This is a genomic window from Veillonella absiana (genome assembly GCF_032970865.1).
GTDB lineage: Bacteria > Bacillota > Negativicutes > Veillonellales > Veillonellaceae > Veillonella > Veillonella absiana.
The window spans coordinates 148503-168072 of the sequence record NZ_JAWJZB010000004.1; the positions used below are offsets into that span (position 1 = coordinate 148503).

Annotated in this window: 15 protein-coding genes; 8 read left to right on the forward strand and 7 right to left on the reverse strand. The window is 42.1% G+C overall.

Features of this window, described 5'->3' with window-relative positions; genetic code table 11:
• Positions 1-122 precede the first annotated feature (122 nt).
• Both RVY80_RS04495 and addA read left to right on the forward strand, forming a co-directional pair.
• Complete coding sequence (locus RVY80_RS04495; RefSeq protein ID WP_317329787.1) at positions 123-3635, forward strand: PD-(D/E)XK nuclease family protein; 3513 nt, start codon at positions 123-125, stop codon at positions 3633-3635.
• Complete coding sequence (gene addA, locus RVY80_RS04500) at positions 3619-7449, forward strand: helicase-exonuclease AddAB subunit AddA (protein WP_317329808.1); 3831 nt, start codon at positions 3619-3621, stop codon at positions 7447-7449. The genes RVY80_RS04495 and addA overlap by 17 nt, the downstream gene beginning before the upstream one ends.
• Positions 7450-7603: 154 nt before the next feature.
• Here the strand turns inward: addA and RVY80_RS04505 are convergent, their stop codons facing one another.
• The 3 genes from RVY80_RS04505 to RVY80_RS04515 form a co-directional block, all read right to left on the reverse strand.
• Positions 7604-8212, reverse strand: coding sequence for a superoxide dismutase (locus RVY80_RS04505; RefSeq protein WP_295188377.1), 609 nt, complete (start codon positions 8210-8212; stop codon positions 7604-7606).
• A gap of 211 nt (positions 8213-8423) precedes the next feature.
• Positions 8424-9890 carry a bifunctional hydroxymethylpyrimidine kinase/phosphomethylpyrimidine kinase gene (thiD, locus tag RVY80_RS04510; protein WP_310746018.1) on the reverse strand — a complete coding sequence of 489 codons (1467 nt, stop codon included), beginning with the start codon at positions 9888-9890 and terminating at the stop codon, positions 8424-8426.
• Between the two features lie 200 nt (positions 9891-10090).
• Positions 10091-10990: a diacylglycerol/lipid kinase family protein gene (locus RVY80_RS04515; RefSeq protein WP_295188374.1), complete on the reverse strand. Its 900-nt coding sequence runs from the start codon at positions 10988-10990 to the stop codon at positions 10091-10093.
• A gap of 228 nt (positions 10991-11218) precedes the next feature.
• On the opposite strand from RVY80_RS04515, the gene RVY80_RS04520 reads away from it, so the two are divergent.
• Positions 11219-11926 (forward strand): GntR family transcriptional regulator, encoded by a 708-nt coding sequence (locus RVY80_RS04520; RefSeq protein WP_317329788.1) that lies wholly within the window; start codon positions 11219-11221, stop codon positions 11924-11926.
• Between the two features lie 427 nt (positions 11927-12353).
• Here the strand turns inward: RVY80_RS04520 and RVY80_RS04525 are convergent, their stop codons facing one another.
• Positions 12354-12710, reverse strand: coding sequence for a helix-turn-helix domain-containing protein (locus RVY80_RS04525; RefSeq protein WP_295188371.1), 357 nt, complete (start codon positions 12708-12710; stop codon positions 12354-12356).
• 235 nt (positions 12711-12945) lie between these two features.
• On the opposite strand from RVY80_RS04525, the gene crcB reads away from it, so the two are divergent.
• Together crcB and RVY80_RS04535 are read left to right on the forward strand one after the other, a co-directional pair.
• Positions 12946-13323 (forward strand): fluoride efflux transporter CrcB, encoded by a 378-nt coding sequence (crcB, locus tag RVY80_RS04530; protein WP_317329789.1) that lies wholly within the window; start codon positions 12946-12948, stop codon positions 13321-13323.
• A 15-nt stretch (positions 13324-13338) separates the two neighbouring features.
• Positions 13339-14319, forward strand: a complete 981-nt coding sequence (locus RVY80_RS04535) for a molybdopterin-binding protein (RefSeq protein ID WP_295188367.1) — start codon at positions 13339-13341, stop codon at positions 14317-14319.
• 130 nt (positions 14320-14449) lie between these two features.
• On the opposite strand, the gene RVY80_RS04540 is transcribed toward RVY80_RS04535, so the two are convergent.
• The 3 genes from RVY80_RS04540 to RVY80_RS04550 form a co-directional block, all read right to left on the reverse strand.
• Complete coding sequence (locus tag RVY80_RS04540; RefSeq protein WP_295188365.1) at positions 14450-14680, reverse strand: hypothetical protein; 231 nt, start codon at positions 14678-14680, stop codon at positions 14450-14452.
• A gap of 65 nt (positions 14681-14745) precedes the next feature.
• On the reverse strand, positions 14746-15531 hold the full coding sequence (locus tag RVY80_RS04545; protein ID WP_317329790.1) for a metallophosphoesterase: 786 nt from the start codon (positions 15529-15531) through the stop codon (positions 14746-14748).
• Positions 15532-15638: 107 nt separating this feature from the next.
• On the reverse strand, positions 15639-16403 hold the full coding sequence (locus tag RVY80_RS04550) for a DUF4931 domain-containing protein (protein WP_317329791.1): 765 nt from the start codon (positions 16401-16403) through the stop codon (positions 15639-15641).
• A gap of 212 nt (positions 16404-16615) precedes the next feature.
• Between RVY80_RS04550 and RVY80_RS04555 the strand changes: the two genes are divergently transcribed.
• From RVY80_RS04555 to RVY80_RS04565, 3 genes are read left to right on the forward strand one after another with little or no spacing between them, the layout of a single operon-like run.
• Complete coding sequence (locus RVY80_RS04555; RefSeq protein WP_317329792.1) at positions 16616-17152, forward strand: 8-oxo-dGTP diphosphatase; 537 nt, start codon at positions 16616-16618, stop codon at positions 17150-17152.
• The gene (gene mutY / locus RVY80_RS04560; RefSeq protein WP_317329793.1) at positions 17152-18255 is read left to right on the forward strand and encodes an A/G-specific adenine glycosylase; all 1104 of its coding nucleotides are present in this window, start codon (positions 17152-17154) and stop codon (positions 18253-18255) included. Before RVY80_RS04555 ends, mutY begins: the two co-directional genes overlap by 1 nt.
• A gap of 10 nt (positions 18256-18265) precedes the next feature.
• The gene (locus RVY80_RS04565; protein WP_317329794.1) at positions 18266-19474 is read left to right on the forward strand and encodes a metallophosphoesterase; all 1209 of its coding nucleotides are present in this window, start codon (positions 18266-18268) and stop codon (positions 19472-19474) included.
• Positions 19475-19570: the final 96 nt, after the last annotated feature.

The following is a 19570-nucleotide window of genomic DNA, read 5'->3' on the forward strand; positions in this document are numbered from 1 at the left end:
GTCTATTATAGCACACGATGACTATGAAATTATTATGAAATATCCCGCTCGATGGGCATAAAATTCCTCATCAGGTGGTGTATAATAAATGTATATATATTTGTGAAAGCTAGGAGGCAACGATGAACCTCACTATGTATATCGGACGGGCTGGCACGGGTAAAAGCTTCGCCTGTTATGAGCGTATCCGAGAAATAATTGAACAAAACCCAGGGGAACCAATCATTTTACTCGTTCCAGAACCTGCTACATACAAGGTAGAGCGGGAGCTTGCTGAATTTATGCCAAATGGCGGTTTTACAACGGTTCGTGTCGTTGGTTTTGGGCGCTTGGCGTATCAAGTATACCAATCCATTGGTACCGTTAAGGAACAATCGCGCAGTATTTCTGCAGTAGGCCGTAATCTATTATTGCGCCTCATTATGAAGCGTTATAATGCAGAACTCGGTGTTCTGTCTCAAGCGGCGAAACGACCTGAGTTCTCTGACGTATTACAAGGGTTATTTTCTGAATTCAAATCCTTCCGCGTTGAAGCTAGTGATTTAGCAAAGGGTGCCGAGCAGGTACATTCCGAGTCGTTGGCGAGAAAACTTGCTGAGCTAGCGAAACTCATGGAGGCTTACGAAACCGAATTAGCCAAACATGGTGAAAGCGATTTAGATCCACTTATCGAGCTTGTACAAGCCCTGCCAGAATCACCATTAATGACAAATGCCCATGTATTCGTAGATGGTTTCCATTGGTTTACACCGGTTCACTATGAACTATTGTATACTTTGTTTGATTTGGCAAAGGAATCTGTCATAACAGTTAATCTTCCGGTAGACCCAAAGGAACGAATGAAACATCGAAATCGAGGGGCACTATTCAGCCGTCCTCGTGAAATTTATGATACCCTTCATGAGCGCTATGGAAATCAGATTAATGAACGCACCTTCGATAGTGCAAAACGTTTTGAGGCGCCTGTTTTGACAGCCTTGGAACAGGAATTCTTTGCCAGTCCTGTGCGGTCCTCAAACAATACCGTTGGGCTCACACAAATTCCCCTTATAAAAGGCTATAACCGTGACTGTGAAGCCGATGAGGTGTGCCGACATATCCTCCACTACATGGAACAACCCCGTGCACGGTGGCGTGATGTAGGCATTATGCTGCGCGAATCCGAAACCTATGGGGATACCTTAGAAAAAGCGCTCACACGCTATGAAATTCCCCATTTCATCGACCGTCAACGACCTATGAAAACACATCCATTGTCTGAGTTTTTAGCAGATATATTCGAAATTGTTCGCTCTAATTATGGACATGATGTATTATTCCGTTGGTTAAAAACAGATTTATTGCCTGTTACTCGTGAAGAGGTAGATGAATTAGAAAATTATTGCTTGGAATTCGGTATACGTCATTACCAATGGGAAAAGGAGTGGACCTATACACGAGGAGTCAATAGTGCCTTTCTGAAGGGGCCTCAATTGGATGAGGACGGAAATCCTATCAAATTTGCTGAGGAAATTCGGTTAGAACGGGTCAATACGACACATAAAAAAATTATGGACGCCTTGGAGCCTTGGTTTGAATTTGCCCTTGAACCACATACAGGCCGCGAGTGGTGCTCTAAACTCTATGAAGTGTTAGAGAATTTTGAGGTGCCCACACAATTGTATCAATGGGCGCAAGAGGCAGAGCAGGCTAATGATTTAGAGGCGAAGGCTAGTCACGAGCAAATGTATAGTGCCGTGATGAGCTTCTTTGATGAAGTGATGGCTATTGCTGATGAGGACGAATTGACTCTAGATGAAATGGCCCTTCTCATGGAAGAAGGTCTAGAGGACGTAAATTACTCTATGATTCCACCGACCCTTGATCACGTGGTGGTAACGACGGTGGAACGTGGATATAGTCAGTCCTGGAAACAAGTGTTTGTCATGGGGCTCAATCAAGGTATATTCCCACAGAGTATGGGAGACGAAGGACTTATTAAGGACCGCGAGCGGGAAGAATTAGCTAGTGTTGGTATTACCCTCGCTGAAGGGGCATTGCCGAAGGCCTTCAACGAGAATTTCTTGTTTTATTTGGCTTGTACGCGGGCGAAACAGCAATTAACATTATCCTTTGCTGGTGCCGGTACAGAGGGTGATGCCATGGAGAGTGCCCTCGCGGTGAAACGCTTGCAAAACATGGCGTACTGCTCCAAGGAAACCTTTGTGCCCCTCAGCATTCAAGAGGATACTGAGTCCGATTATTTATGGCGCCCTAATCAGAGCTTAGCGTTGTTATCCTCTCGTTGGGCGGAACTCCTAGGAGGAGAATCCGTATCTCCTGTATGGTGGGGGCTCTATAACTGGGCCTGTGAAAGCACCGTCTATCGTCCACGCCTCGCAGAGGTGACTCGTGGTATTCGAGATAATAATGCGGTACCGCTCATAGATCAAGACGTTATTAATGGATTATTCCTCAAGGATAATTACATGAGTGGCTCTGTGACGCGGTTGGAACGATTCCAACAATGTCCGTTTAGTTTCTATGCTCAATATGGACTCAAACTGGAGGAACGACCTATTCGGACCTTTGGGGCACCTGAAATTGGGACATTCTTGCATGAAAATTTGCGCCGTTTAGGGGAGCATCTATTAGAGCAAAATAGACAATGGCGTGACTTAGATGACGAGGAACGCAATACCCTATGTGAACAAGTGGCAACGGATCTTATCAACGAAGATGTATACATGAAGGAAGAAAGTGATGCGTACCAAAAACAAGTACAACAACGCTTGATTCAAACGTTAAAACGTACGGTGTACCGTCTTACAGACTGGTCGAAGAAAAGTGACTTTAATACGGTGTACCTGGAACAATCATTTGGTGGTTATGACGGTTGGCCGTCCATTGATGTAGCCTTGGGTAATAATCGGTTCTTGAAATTGCGTGGTCAAATCGACCGTGTTGATGAATATATGTATGATGGGCAAACTTATGGGGCTGTTATCGATTATAAATCAGGCGGTACAAGGGTATCGGGACAAGAGGTGTACTATGGTCTCAAGCTACAGCTCATGACGTACTTGCTAGCCTTAGAATCATCGGGTAAAACGAAGGAAACTAATTACTCTATCCTTCCCGCTGGTGCTATTTATACGTATGTGAAAAGTCCACAAATCAAGGCGGATGGACCGGTAACAAAGGCTGAAGCCGCTGAACTATCCATGGTACAAGATGATATTAAAAATAGTGGTTATTTTGCTGATGATCCGGAAATTTTGATGCACATGGATGACATCCAACCTGGTGCGAAATCTTCACCATATGTGCCTGTTCGTATTACTGCAAAAGGGGCCATTCATGGCAGCGATAAATATAAGGTTAAGAGTACTGATGAATTTAATCTCATGACTGAATATGCATCTCACGTTATGGCTGAGGCAGGCCAAAAAATCGGTCATGGTGAATTCCCTATCAAACCTTACAATATAGATAAACGAATTCCTTGTACATATTGTGATTACCGCACCGTATGTCGTTTCGATAGTACCCAAAATAGCTATAATTATTTACAAAAATTAGATGAAAGTACGGCATTGGATAAAATGCGTGAGGCCTTGGGAAAAGGAGGTGACAATGATGAAATGGACAGCTGATCAACAGGCAGCCATTGAGGCACCAAAGGATAGTGTCTTAGATGCACAGACCTTGCTCGTTGCAGCAGCGGCAGGTTCCGGTAAAACAGCGGTATTGGTTGAACGTATTATTTCTCGCTTGAAAGATACAACGAATCCTCTATCCATTCAAGAGTTATTGGTGGTGACTTTCACCAAGGCGGCGGCCGCAGAAATGAGTGCTCGTATTGGTGTAGCCCTAGCAAAAGAACTAGAGGCTACGGGCGATGAAGAATTAGAAAAACAACTGAATCTATTGCCATCAGCCCATATTTCAACATTGCACTCCTTCTGCCAGTGGGTCATCAAAAGTTACTTTTACCATCTCGATATGAATCCATTGTTCCGCATTGGGAATGAAGGGGAAATGCAGCTCATGAAGCAAGAGGTGCTCAGTGAAATTGTGACGAAGGCCTATGAGGAGGATACGTATCATATATTTGAATTGGCGGATATGTTTAGTAATGACAAGTCTGACGAACAGTTGTATGAACGTATTTTGCGGCTCTATCATTATGCGATGGCCCAAAGCAATCCGAATTTGTGGCTCCAGCAAATCGTAGAGCGCTATCGTGAGATCCAAACATTGCCTCTTGTGGAAACGATGTGGGGCAAACATTTTTGGGCTGAGCAAGCAGAAACAATTGAAAATTTAGTGGCCAATTGTAATACTATGCAAGAATTGCTGGAAATACCAGGCGCTCCTGAGCCATGGGAAAAATTATTGGATGCCATATTGCCGAGCGTAAAATCCTTGGTGGAGGCTACAGATTGGCAATCCATGCATGAGGCGGTACAGCAGGTGCAAACCATTAAGTACGGTACTGCATCCAAAACAAAGGCATTTAAGGATGGCACTATCGATGAGGCACTAGCGGCCAGGTTCCAAGCCTTGCGCAATCAGGCAAAGGATACGCTGACGGCTATGTCATCAGGTGTATTTACTCTCACGGAAGACGATTGGAAATCCCAAATTGAATCTCAAATTCCTATCATTGAAGGCTTGGTAAATATTACTATACATTTTCGCAAGGCTTTTGAAGCGGCGAAACAAGCAGAGGGGTTACTAGATTTTTCTGACCTGGAACATTTATGTTTAAAACTCTTGATTGAGCCTGGTACAGAGGGCAATCCACAACCGTCCTCAGTGGCCCTTGAATTGCAACAGGCTTTCAAAGAGGTCATGGTCGATGAATACCAGGATACGAATGGCGTTCAAGAGGCTATCGTTAACCTCGTGTCTCATAAGGATAATCGGTTCTATGTGGGTGATGTGAAACAATCCATCTATGGTTTCCGTATGGCGGACTCTACGTTGTTCATGAATAAATATAAAACCTATGGCGGTGTGGACGACGTAGAACGGCGTATCGACTTGGCGCAGAACTTTCGTTCTGATGAAAATGTACTGCGCGTGACGAACTTTATTTTCTATCAAATCATGACCGAGTCGGCTGCTGAACTCACCTATGGTGAAAGAGAGTCCCTCGTACCAGGTCGTATTGTTGATGATGCTCCGGCTGAATGGATAGGCGGCGATGTGGAATTACATCTCATTGATGTATCAAAAGAGGCCATGGAAAGTAGTAGTAATGCAATAGGCGCCAGTGATGATGAAGGCGATGAGCCTGAAAATGAGGAGCGCGAGCTAGGTTTTATTATTGAAAAAATACTGGAGCTAAAACATAATGGGTCCCTAGTACAGGAAAAGGACGGCTCCTTCCGACCTCTTGAGTGGCGAGATATTGTTATATTGCGACGTTCTCTAGCAGGTAAGGGTAATCGCATGGTTGAAGCTATGCGTAATGCAGGAATCCCAGCCTATGTCAATGAGGCATCTGGTTATTTTGAGGCCTTAGAGATTCAAATGATGTTGTCTTTGCTATCCATCATCGATAATCCAGAACAGGATTTACCAATGGCGGCTATTTTGCATTCTGGACTGGTAGGTCTTGATGCCAATGAATTAGGTCATATTCGGTTGCTTGGCAAACAATTGCCTCCTAATTCGGCACCTAATCGAACTTCGTTGTGGTCGTTGTTACCAATCTATGCTGAACAAACTGGTGATACTCGTATCACGCAATTTGTGGCGGATATCGAACGGTGGCGCACATTGTCTCGTCGCCAAGGTGTGGCTGAATTGCTGTGGGATATTTATGAATCTAAGGATTATGTAAACTATGTAGGGGCCATGCCGAATGGTTTGGTGCGCCGTGCTAATGTAATGGCTCTCTATGAAAGAGCCAAAGATTACGAAAATGGAGGTTTCCGAGGATTATTTAGATTCCTTCGCTTTATTGAAAGTCTTCGTGATGCGGGACAAGATTTGAGCGTTGCTAATGTGGTGAGTGAGGCGGATAATGTAGTTCGTATTATGACCATTCATAAATCCAAAGGTCTTGAATTCCCTGTAGTATTCCTATCGGGGATACAAAAACAGTTTAATATGCTCGATTTGCGTAGCAATATGCTGCTCCACAAAACAGCAGGTATGGGTTTACAAGGGTACTATCCAGAGTATCGTGTGGTCTATCCATCTATGCCTTGGCTCTATAGTAAACGTGTCTTAGAACTGGCTTTGAAAGCAGAGGAACAGCGTATTCTCTATGTAGCACTCACACGGGCACGGGATAAATTATTCCTTACAGGCTTTGTGAAAGGATTAGACGGTCGTGCAGAATCCCTAGGGGCACCGGCTATCGCTTGTGAAGAACAATCACTACCGAAGGATTTAATTACCAAGGCAAACTCCTATCTAGATTGGATTATTATGGCCTTTGCTCGTCATCTCGATGGGGGTAATTTAATTCGCTCTATCGTGGAAGCTGAAACAGTGGGAAATCTAGATTTGCTAGATAAGCGATGCAAAATCAAGGTAGAACTCCATAATGGTGCTGACTATGGTCAATTAGATCGTAAGGTAGATGTAGATGACGATGTGGTGACACGCGTGGGTGCATTAGAACCAGTAAATGCGGTCACATTGGATGAGACAATAGCCAAACGATTTGACTTCCACTATGAATACCAAGAGGCTACGCAACGGGTTGCTAAAATCTCTGTAAGTGAATTAAAACGAAGATTTGCAGAACGCGATTTGGAAGCGGTAGAGGCTACGGAGGTAGTGAGTACAGAAGTAGCAGTTAATAAAACTATTCCAACAAATATTGAAGCTAATCAAACTATTTCCTCAAATGCTGAAAAGACTGATTTACCGAACTTTCACCAAGCTGTTCAAGATTCCATATTTGGCCGTAAGCCAGTGATCTTGGAACATGATGCGGAGCAGGTGACTGGAGCGCAATGGGGTACGTTGATGCATGAGGCGATGCAGTGGTTGCCAGTGCAAACGTATACAGTAGATTCTATGACAACGATGCTCGATAAATTGACTCGGAATGGTCGTTTTACGAAGGAGGAACGAGCCTTGCTCAATGACAAGGCCTTGTATGAATTTTTTCATTCTGATCTCGGACAGCGCTTGGTTTCATCAAATCGTGTGGAACGAGAATTACCATTCAGTATGCTCTTTGATGGACAACGGGTGTACAAAACATTGGAGTTCGGCGAGCAGCTGTTCCTGCAAGGGATTGTGGATACGGTGTTCCAAGAGGGCGATGCTTGGGTTCTGGTGGATTATAAAACGGACCGCGTCAAGAGCCCTGATGAACTCGTGAGTCGTTATAAAATACAAATGGAACTCTATAAAGAGGCCCTAGAACGATTAACGGGGATGAAAGTAAAAGAAAGCTATATTTATAGTTTCCGTTTGCGAGAGTCTGTTAAGATATAGAGTACTCAATCTGACTGGACATTAAATTAGCATTGCGTTGAATGCGGATTGCATATAAATAGCAGATAGCTTGAATTTTCACAATTACATACAAAAACAAGGACGGCGTTGAGGAGAATGCAGTCCTTGTTTTATATTGAGGTTTTGTGAAGTTTTATTTTGCTGCTTCGTAGTGTTTGTTTACAACGTCCCAGTTAACAACGTTCCAGAACGCGGAGATGTAGTCTGGACGAACGTTTCTGTATTTCAAGTAGTAGGCATGTTCCCATACGTCTAATGCTAATACAGGTGTTTTTCCTTCGCTAGCAGGTGTATCTTGGTTAGCAGTGGATACGACTTCTAATTTGCCGTTGTTTACAACGAGCCAAGCCCAGCCGGAGCCGAAACGAGTAGCCGCAGCTTTGTTGAATTCAGCTTGGAATGCCTCAAAGCTACCGAAAGCTTCGTCAATAGCAGCAGCGATAGGACCAGTTGGTGCACCACCAGCATTAGGGCCCATTACTTCCCAGAAGAAAGTGTGGTTAGCATGACCGCCACCATTGTTGCGAACAGCTGTACGAATTGCTTCTGGAACTGCGTCGAGGTCTGCAACTAATTCATCAACAGATTTAGTTACTAATTCAGGGTAATTCTCAACTGCAGCATTTAAATTTGTTACATATGCATTATGGTGTTTATCATGATGGATACGCATTGTTTCTTCATCAATATGCGGTTCTAGGGCATTATAATCATAAGGTAGTTCAGGTAATGTGTAAGCCATGATAGCCTCCTTGTTAACTTTTAAAATGATAATTAATATCTTTAATAAAAGTATAGCAAAGATAGATCTAATTGTCTAGAAGTGAATTTGTAAATTTCGATATAGAGTTTTGCAAGAGGTTATTATAGATTGTAACTATTGATTATATAGGTAATATAAAAATCGGATCATTGCTGTGTTATGGCAATGATCCGATTTTTTATGTTATCTTCTATAATTCATTTTTAATCTTTACCCCATGTTCCAACGGGCCACTGCCTTGGCCCAAATCAAGCATAGCACTCAATGTAAGGGAGATATAGCGTTTAGCACGTTCAATGGATTCGAGGAGGGGATATCCTTTGGCCAAGTTAGAGGCGATTGCACTAGATAATGTGCAGCCTGTGCCATGGGTGTTAGGATTCTGAATACGTTGGCCTGTAATCCAGTGAATACCATTGGCATCATAGACTAAATCGTTAGCGTCATTGATTGTATGACCACCTTTTAGTAAGATGGTACAACCATATGTATCGAAAATAGTTTTTGCTGCGTGTTCCATATCAGCGGCTGTTTTTATACTTTCACGAGAAAGAATTTCTGCCTCTGGAATGTTCGGAGTGATTACTGTGGCCAGTGGTAATAGATCATTTACCAACGCATCTAGGGCGTTTTCATCGATGAGGCGGGCCCCACTGGTGGCTACCATAACTGGATCTAGAACCACAGGTTTTGCATCGTATTGGCGTAATTTTTCAGCAACCACTTGGATGAGTTCTTTGGTGGATAGCATACCTATTTTTACTGCATCAGGGCGAATATCCGTGAATACTGCATCTAATTGTTCCCCTAGGAATTGAGGGGTTGTATTGAAAATAGATGTAACACCTGTAGTATTTTGGGCGGTTAATGCTGTAATAGCACTCATGCCGTACACATGGTGGGCCATCATCGTTTTTAAATCTGCTTGAATGCCGGCACCACCGCTAGAATCACTGCCCGCAATGGTAAGGGCTGTGTGAGGGAGGACCATACGATTTGCTTTTTGGGCGATGCGAGATGTTTTTGTTTCGATATCCGCATCGTTGAAAATATCGCTGATAATGGCAAATCCTGCAAGACCAGTTGTATCGAGTTGGTCCATATTGGACTCAGTGATACCGCCGATGGCTACGACAGGAATGGGGATACTGCGACAAATCGTTTCGAATGCTTTGTGACTGAGTGGTGTGGCATCGTTTTTTGTACCTGTTGCGAATACGGCACCAGAACCTACATAATCGGCGCCTTCCTCGTAGGCACGAATAGCGTCGTCTAATTTATTAGCAGTGAGACCGATGATAACATCGTCGCCTAGAATTTTGCGGGCCTCCGCAATCGGCATATCGTCTTGGCCGATGTGAACGCCATCAGCCTTGATGTCTGCGGCGAGCTGTACATTATCGTCAATCAAAAAAGGCACATTGTATTGTTTACAAAGTGCCTGAATTAATAGGGCCTCTTCACGCATCAATTCAGGTGTTATGGTTATCGTTTTTGTTGAATCTTTCGGGTCAATGATGGATCCTTTGCGGCGCAATTGAATGATGGTAGCGCCACCCTTTAGTGATTGTTCTACTTGGTCGGCTAATTCTTGACCAGTTGGGTACGTTGGTGGTGTGATAACATAAACTGCTAATTGTGAACGTGTGAGTTTCATAGTGGCCTCCGTTGGCATTATCCAAATCAGGTTGCGGGTAAAAGCTTTGCTTACTCTCAGCTCGTTAGAGCTCCCCTCTATTGAATATGTAGTTTTAATAAATACGTATTTACAGTTTGCAATTAAACTTGCTATATATCCCTTTTTGGTAGACAAAAAAAGTATGTAATTCATTATACCTTTAGTATATGCTTATATAACTATTTTTTTGTTGGTGCATACACACGCAATACGCCAGGTAATACCTTCATATCTAGGGGCATACAAGGACCTTTGTCACCATCGATATTGGTTGGGAAATTTTCTACATCGGATAGTAATTCAATACGCGCTTGCTGGACTTTCAAAATCGTAGCATATCTAGAGTTATAAATGGAACCGCTCATGATGAGTGGTAAAACGCTTAAAATATCCATGATGAAATATTCTTTAAATATGATGATACGCATGTAACCGTCATCGACGCTAGCACTAGGCATAAAGCGTTCAAAGCTGGATACTACATTGGTCAGTAATGCTAAGACGAGGGGAGATTTACAGACGAAATCATGATCCTCTGTAACAATATGATACGTATAGTCTTTGGTGGTAAACAGTGCTTGACCAGCTCGCAAGAAATAGGCGAGCGGCCCTAGAATTTGTTTTTCCTTTGGCGATACTTCTTCTACCACCTTAGGTATTACACCAGCAGCGACGTTATTACAGAAATAGCGATCGTTGCAATGGCCGATATCGATAGAGCGAATATTGTCATGTGAAAGTGCACGAATTGCCTCAAGAGGTCGTCTTGGGATATTTAGGGCCCGCGCCATATCATTTACAGTACCTACGGGAATGAAACCAAAGTTTGTATTGAACCCACCTTGGGCGATACCGTTGACAGTTTCGCTAACAGTACCATCACCACCCATACAGAATACAGCGTTAAAACCAGCTTCCGTGGCCTCACGAGCGAATCGAGTGGCATCACCATCACCGGCGGTAAATTTTACTTCAATTGTGTCGAATAGAGTGCTTAACTTCCACTCTAATTCCATAACGTATCGACGCGCAGCACCGCCACCAGATACGGGATTTATGATGACCAAACAACGACTCATGGTGCAAACCTCTTCTAGATTGATGAGTAACTATCAAATAAAACTGTCTGTTAAATTGACAGTCAAACGTACAGTTCGTATAATGAGATTGATGTGCACATATAGATGTTTTAGATATCCTCTAGCACATACTTACCCCTTATATTATACCTGTATTCCACATTTAGTGAAAGCGGAAAAGTATAGTAAATTTCATTTGTCTAGATTAGATAGAAGTGAGCGATTATTGTGGCTAAAAAAGAAGCGTATAAATTACAAGCAGTAGATTCTATTGAACGTTTACCATTAAGTGAGCAAGTATATATCACCTTAAAGCAAGCTATTTTACGAGGTGATCTTCAACCAACAGAAAAGTTGAACGAAGTAAAAATCGCAGAACAATTAAAAGTGAGTGCTACGCCAGTACGTGAAGCATTCCGTAAGTTGGCAAAGGATAACCTCGTTGTTATCGTGCCTTGGAAAGGTGTAACTGTAAAAGGTGATACCCCAGAAGAAATCGTTGCCTTGTACCAATGCCGCGAAGTAATGGAAGGCTTAGGTGCGCGCCTTTGTGCTGAACGTGCTACAGAGGAACAAATTGAAGAGTTAAAAACATTAGCAATTGAGATGCATAGTATCGAAGATGCAAGAGAACGTGTAGAAGTGAATAGTCGTTTCCACTCTATGATTTCTACAATCTCTGGAAATGATAGTGTAGTAGATTATCTAGCTGATTTCCGCGAACGTGTAAACCGTGATATGTACATCAGCTCTTTTAATTCTGGCCGTACGCGCGAATGTGATGATGAGCATGATCACATTATCCAAGCTATTGAAAATCATGATGGTGAAGCTGCAGAAGCAGCTATGCGTTTACATATTCGGAATGCCTTTGTGTTTAAGAAGGCGACTGCTGAAATTGCGGAAAGGGCTAAAGAAGCTAAAACCGAATTATAATTTTATGGGCCCCGCATTATATCCTCATTTATGGAGTCTAGATCTATTCTATAATTTGTAGTAGTTTTACAAAGATATTTTATGTTTAGTAAGATTTCTATAGAAAATCATTTTTATGTTTTTTAACAGTGGACAAATGTAGATTTATGCAAAAATGTAATTAAATATAATTAAAAAGAATGATGTAGATTATATATAGTTTTATAAGTATAAAATTAGTTGTAAAAAACATGTATTAATTAGTTACATAAATATGTTTATTTGTAAAACTCATTAATAAGTACTCTTTACAAGGACATTTTATTTGTGCTATACTCTCTTTGGATATACTTCCTAGTATATCTGGGGCAATCCCCTAAAGCCCCATGACATTTGATTTGCATTCAAATGTTCTCTCTCTTTTTTCTCAAACATAAAAGCCCCGACTTTAGTCGGGGCTTTTATGTTGTCTAGAATGTTTTGTATACTGAGCAATCATATAGGTTTCACAGACTTTATAGTCACGGCTCTTAATCTGTAATAATTGACCGGTGTCTACATCGAGAGCATCAGCTAATTTAAATAATACTTCAATAGAAATTCCAGGTATACCAACACCTGACTCTAACTTGCTAAGATAGCTCCGGCTGATGCCTACTTGCTTAGCAAGTTCTTTTTGTGTAAGCGCTGCAGCCATGCGGAGTGCAGAAATTTTACGAGCCAAGCAAAGGTATTTTAATTTCATTTCCGGTGTTTGATAGGTGGTTGTTTTTAAATATGGGCAAGATAAACTTGGTTTTGTCATACTGAACCTCCTTGAATCTAATAATGATTACCATGGTGCGTTACAATTGTTTTGAATCATGCGTTGTTTTTTCTTTGTCATCTATATGCTTCTGTGTAAATATAGTATACTGAGATAGTGCGTTAGGGTCTAATCAGTAGTTTGTCTAAAATGAGCATATTTTATGCAAAAATACCCCTAAAAATGCAAAAATTTGATTTATTTGCAATACTTTTTGTGGAAAGTGTACAATTTTATGGAAAAATTTTTAGCCATTGCTCTCGGTGGTGCATTAGGTGCTATACTTCGGGTCTATGTTAGCGAAGGTGTGATGCACAAAATAGGCCTAGCATTTCCGTATGGAACGATGGCCGTTAATCTAATAGGATGTTTGCTCATTGGATTATGTTTAGGTGCTTATATATTGCGACCGGACTGGCCAGAATGGATTCGATTCTTGCTAGTAGCAGGTGGTCTAGGGGCGTTTACGACGTTCTCTACATTTGCCTTTGAATTATTGGATTTATTATTAGGTGGTCAATATGGACAGGCACTGATGTATGGTGGCATACAACTAATAGGTGGATTACTGCTCTGTTGGGTGGGGATTTTAATCACCCGAGCAGTGTTATAGAATAGCGAGGTTATTATGAAACAAATTGCAGTGCAAGACGCAGTGGGGCAAACACTGTGCCATGATATTGTGCGTATTGTGATTGGCGAGGTGAAGGACACGCCGTTCCGTCGTGGTCATGTCATTACAGAACAAGATATTCCAGCCTTGCTTGATTTGGGTAAGGAGCATATTTATATTATGGAACCAGAGGACGAGGGCTATCTCCATGAGGAGGACGTGGCTCGTGCTCTATTCGATATCGCTGCAGGATCTAATATGCATGCTAGCGATATGGCACAAGGTAAACTCGAGGCCATTGCTGATGTGGACGGCTTGCTCAAGGTTGATGTGGACCGTTTGCATGCCATCAATAGCATCGGCGAATTGACGATAGTTACAAAATTAAATAATTCTCCTGTGAAAGCCGGCGAAAAATTAGCTGGTATGCGTTGTATTCCTTTATTATTAGAGGAAGAACAAGTAGTAGATGCTCGTAAGATTTGGAATCAAGAACCGATTTTAAATGTAAAATCTTTTGTTCGTAAAACAATGGGTATCGTCACCACCGGTTCTGAAGTATTTGAAGGACGTATTAAAGATGCTTTCACGGCCATTATTGAAGAGCGTTGCGCCCCATACGGTGTGACAAAAATCGCCCACGAAATCGTAATGGATAATACGGATAATATCGTAGCGGCCATTGAAAAGGTGAAAGCCGCTGGAGCTGATATTATTTTTTGTACTGGAGGGATGAGTGTAGATCCTGATGATTTAACACCTGGCGCCATCTCCCGATACGCTGAACGCGTTGTAACCTATGGATTGCCAGTATTGCCTGGTTCCATGGTGTGCATCGCTTACGCTGCAGATGGTACACCAATTCTAGGCGTACCTGGTGGCGTTCTGTTCAGCAAACCAAGTGCCTTTGATGCATTGGTGCCACGACTTATTGCTGATGATGAAATTACAAAAGAGGATTGCATTGCCATGGGACATGGCGGGTTCCTAGGATAATAGTTTCCGTTTAGGTGAGTATCCGCTCATTGGGGTCATCATTAAATGAGCGTAATAAATGCTTTGCATAACTTAAATATAATACATAAAGCCACTGACCGGATAAAACCGAATCAGTGGCTTTGTTGTATTAAAAGGATTTTTTCCCTAATGTAGGGTGTTCACAACGTTTCAGTGTGAGTTTATCAATCATGTGAATGGCCTCAGGTAGTGTTAAGTCTACACGACCTTTTGGGGATTCCATAACGGCGAGAGGATTCTCCGCACTGACTTCGCCGGCAGGGAGGTAAATATATTCTTGGTTCGCTGGATCGCCAAAGATATAGCCAGCTTGTAGATGTTCTTGGTGAATGCGACTCATGGGGTCTCCTAGAATGTGTTTAAATAGTAGTTTGCACTATGAATTTTAATCTAATAGCACAAGTGTTATAAAATCTGTTTCAATGTGAAATTCATATAATCGGCGGATACGAGATGTAACTGGGTGTCGCCCCAATTAGATACGATACGTTTAAAAGATATTTGGTCATGTAAATGGCCGAATATACAGTGCTTTACATTATATTTTTCAATTAATTCCGTAAAGCCAGAGGCTTCGTTACAATCATTGAATGGGGGATAGTGTAGTAAGAGAATCTTCATATCTGTATCGCCCATTTCTTGAAGAGCAGCCTCGGTACGCATGAGTTCTCGTTCGTAAATGGAACGGTCCTCCTCCTCCTTGAAGGCAGAATCGTTAGGACAGAGATAACCACGAGAACCGCCAAAGGCAATAGTTCCTCCGCTTGAGATAGGTATGGAGCGCGTCTCTAAATTGTCAGGTACGCTAGCATCACTTGCGGAATTAGTGAATACACTAGCATTACTTGTAAATGGTACAATTACGCTATGGCCTTGTAAAAATGCAATGCCCTTATTCGTAGCTGTGTCCATTTTTTTGACGCTAGACCACCAATAATCGTGATTACCACGAATCATATATTTTTGACCGGGAAGGGCCATTATCTCTTGTAAATCAAAGAGGGCTTGTTCTAGGCGAAGGGCCCAAGAAATATCGCCTACAATAAAGACGATATCTTCATCTGTCACTCGGCTACGCCAATCTTTCTGAATATTTTCCCAGTGATTGCTCCAATGGGGGCCGAACACATCCATCGGTTTTGCCGGCGGATTGCCAGATAAATGAAGATCGCCGATGGCAAAAACTTTCATAAAAACCTCGTAGGTAAATGCCATGATCTAGGTTGAATTCAGATTAACACCAACCAGATTTAGCACAAAATAATATATTTATAATTTTGGAGCAAAAAGATATTCTGCTATTTTAAATAAGTATTGAGCTCTTGTTTGATGAGTTCCGCGCGCGCATCGTCGCAAGTTTGGACGATTTTGTAACCTACGTAGAGTGGTGTCGTTACATAGCGCGGCACAACCTTAATGTAATAATATCCATCTTCGATGTTGTAAAAGAAATAATTGTATGATTGGGAACGCTTTGCCATGGTATTGAGCAAATATTGCAAGGTTTGCTGTAGGCGCAATGTAACTTGGCTACGAGAGGCAAGTGGTTTGAAGCGGATATTATACTCAAAAAATCCAATTAATGGTTTTTGAGATAGTGTTATTGTTACATCCTGATCCTCGTACATAAGCCAGCCTTCAAAATGTTGGCTCATTACATCTTCACGATAATCATAATCGCGCAATCCTATAATTTGACTATGCGGATGGCGAATAGATCCACCGGACATAGGGCCGTGATTTTTGAAGTGTAAAACCGATTTAAACTCCTTAGAACTCATGGTTTCTTGCCATTTTTTTATGCAATAGCTTAAAATTTTTGTCGCTTCTTGATGAGAATATAGGGAGAATTCACCTTGATCATCATCGGTTTCAATGATTAGCGTGGGCCAAGTATTTTTTAGAACTGGGTATTTATTCATAAGCCAAATCATATGGCCTTTTTTATCCAATATATTTGTTAAATTTTCTACATCGCAAAAGGGACAGCGAATGGCAGAATTTGTCATATTAAAAGGTTTTGTACGTCCAAGAGCGATATCAAATATCAATGGTTCGTTCATAGTACCTCACAAATTTGTATCATAAAAACTTAATGTCTATCTTTAATAATACCATAAATAACTGGTTTCGCGGTGATGAAAGGCGAAATTTAGTATGAAATAAATTGAATAGTATTAGCTGAAATTGGAATACTAAATACTTTCTATTATGGATAGCGTATAGAAATAAATAGATATATAATGAATAGTAAGCATAATTTTTAGGAGGCACTATGAGACCTACAACCTTGGTTTTTCCGATAGATGAACATAATCGAATATTGTTAGGCTGTAAAAAACGTGGATTTGGACAAGGGAAATATAATGGTTTTGGTGGTAAAATCGAGCCTGGAGAAACGTTCCGACAATGTGCAGTGCGCGAATTATATGAGGAATCTGGTCTCGTGGCGAACCCACAGGATTTAGAATGTGTAGCTCTTTTTGACTTCCAATTCCCTTTTGATGAGACGTTGACACATATTAGTTACACTTATGTTGTGCGGACTTTCACAGGAGATGTGAAAGAAACAGATGAAATGGAATCACGATGGATTCCAATAGATGAAATTCCCTACGAGCATATGTGGTCCGGGGATCGCGAATGGATTCCGCAGCTACTCAAGGGTGATAAATTAGTGGGAATTATTGCGTTTGATCGCGATAATTCTGGCGTGGATTTGATGAAATTAAATATCGTCGATGAGGTCATGGAGAGCGAACTCGTGGCCCGCATCGATGCGTATATAGAAGAAAATACAGAGGATTTATAGTGAGCAAAACTAACACTGCAGCGCAGGAGCCCAAGTGGGTTCAGCGGTTGCTTGATTGGTATGATGTGAATAAACGCGATTTGCCTTGGCGTGGCGTGGGGGACCCTTATAAAATTTGGGTGTCCGAGGTTATGTCCCAGCAAACTCGCATTGAGGCGATGAAGCCCTATTATGACAACTGGATGCAACTGTTTCCTACCGTTGAGGCGCTGGCTGAGGCCAGTGAGGACGAGGTAGTTCATGCATGGCAAGGTCTAGGCTATTATAGCCGGGCTCGCAATTTGCGCCTTGGCGTGCAAGAGGTGGTGTCAAATTATGGTGGCGTGGTGCCCATGGACCGCAAGTCTATGGAATCCCTCAAGGGCGTCGGTGCCTATACGGCGGGCGCGGTATTGTCTATGGCCTATAATTTGCCAGAGGTGGCCGTAGATGGCAATGTGCTTCGCATCTACGCGCGATTATACAATATTAATGATGATATCCTTGGTGCGGTGGGCAAGAAAAAAATAACCGCTCTCGTGGAGGAAACATTACCGCATGATCGACCAGGCGATTTTAATCAATCCTTGATGGACTTTGGTTCATCCCTGTGCATTCCGAAATCTCCACGTTGCAGTGATTGTCCTATCAACTCCAGCTGTGAGGCCTATGCCAATGGCACTACTGCTGATTTACCGGTGCGTATCAAGAAAACAAAATCCATTACCATTCCTCTCGTGGTGGGCTTGGTGCAGCTAGGTGATTACTATTTGCTGCATAAACGGCCCAACACGGGTTTGCTCCGCTCCATGTGGGAATTCCCTTCTGCGGAGGCCTCTGATTTTTCTGCCGGTGAAAGTCAGTTAAAGGATTTATTAGGTGCGTTAGGTTTTGAACTAAAACTAGATTCAACGATGGTTCGTGAATTAACCCATGTGTTCTCTCATCGGAAATGGGAGATGAAGACTTATCAAGGGACTCTTATCTGGCGTGGTTCTGATGCGGAACAGATTGCTGCTATTCAAACAAAGCTACCTGCTGATTACATGCTTTTACCACGATTAGAGTTTGCTACATATACTTGGGCGGGTCCGCACGGGAAGTTAACTGAATTATGTAAATAAAGGAAATAAAATGACATTAGACGCAATGACGATCCGCATGATTTTTAATGTGGTCATCGTTTTGATAGTGGTAGGAGGATTGACAGGGTTTTGGTACTTGGTGTTAAAACTCCTGCAGCCTGAAAAGAAAATATGGTGGTGGCTTGGCTATATTGTAGTGGTGATTGGACTCGGTGTATCCATGCGACATTTTATTATCAATCAAGTGGAACTGTTTGGTACGAGCAGTTACTTACCATTACAATTACTCCGTACGGAGACGTATGGTTTTATGATGGGTATATTGCTTGCTATACCTGTATTACTTGTAATGCTGGGTATACAATGGCTAGTTAATCGAAATAGTAAATCTGTCGAACCTGAGATGGGTTCTAGCCGTCGTAAATTCTTCCAAACCGCAGCAGTGGCTATTCCTGCAGCTACCATCGGGGGTGCCTCTTATGCCGCTTTCAGAGGGCAAAGTGAAATTAAGGTCACTCATGAAACGTTCAGGTACAAAAATTTGCCGAATGCGTTGCGACATTATAAAATCGCGCAAATTAGCGATGTTCATTTAGGTCCATGTATCGATTTGGACGATTTTGACATCATTGTGAATCTCGTTTTGAAAGAAAAGCCGGACCGGGTTGTCATCACAGGTGATTTGATTGATAAAATTGACTGGCTCCCAGAATTGTCTGAAAAGATAAAAGATTTTGCTAAACAAGTCCCTGATGGTATCGATTATATTATCGGTAATCATGAATATTTCCGCGATGCACCGCTCATTTTGGAAACATTCCGTACAAAAACGCCAATGCGTGTGCTCGTGAATCAGCATGTTAAAATTTTTGATGGTCCGCGCCCAGTTTATATTGCTGGCGTTGATTATGATTTGAAACGTAAAAAATCCAATCGTGAATTGATTCTCGATGAAACCTTGAATGGCATTCCAAAGGATGCTTTTGTCATTCTCTTGGCGCATCATCCTGAATTCTTTGAAGAAGCCTTTGCTCGTAAAATTCCATTGACCCTATCCGGTCATACTCATGGTGGTCAGATTGTTATCGGTGGTCAAAGCTTAGTTCCCGTTGGTACGCCGTACTGGAAAGGGCGATACTCTGATGGCGAGTCTCAAGGTTATGTTAATAATGGCACCGGCCATTGGTACCCTGTTCGAGTAGACTGTCCTCGGGAAATTACCATTGTGCAGTTTAAAGAGGCGGATCGGAAGTATTAAGGCTGAATTAGAAACTCCTATCTCTGTTCCTGAAGCTGTAGAGGTAGTTGCAATGTGGTTTGCCATACGAGGCTTACTAAAAATCATTAAAAAGAT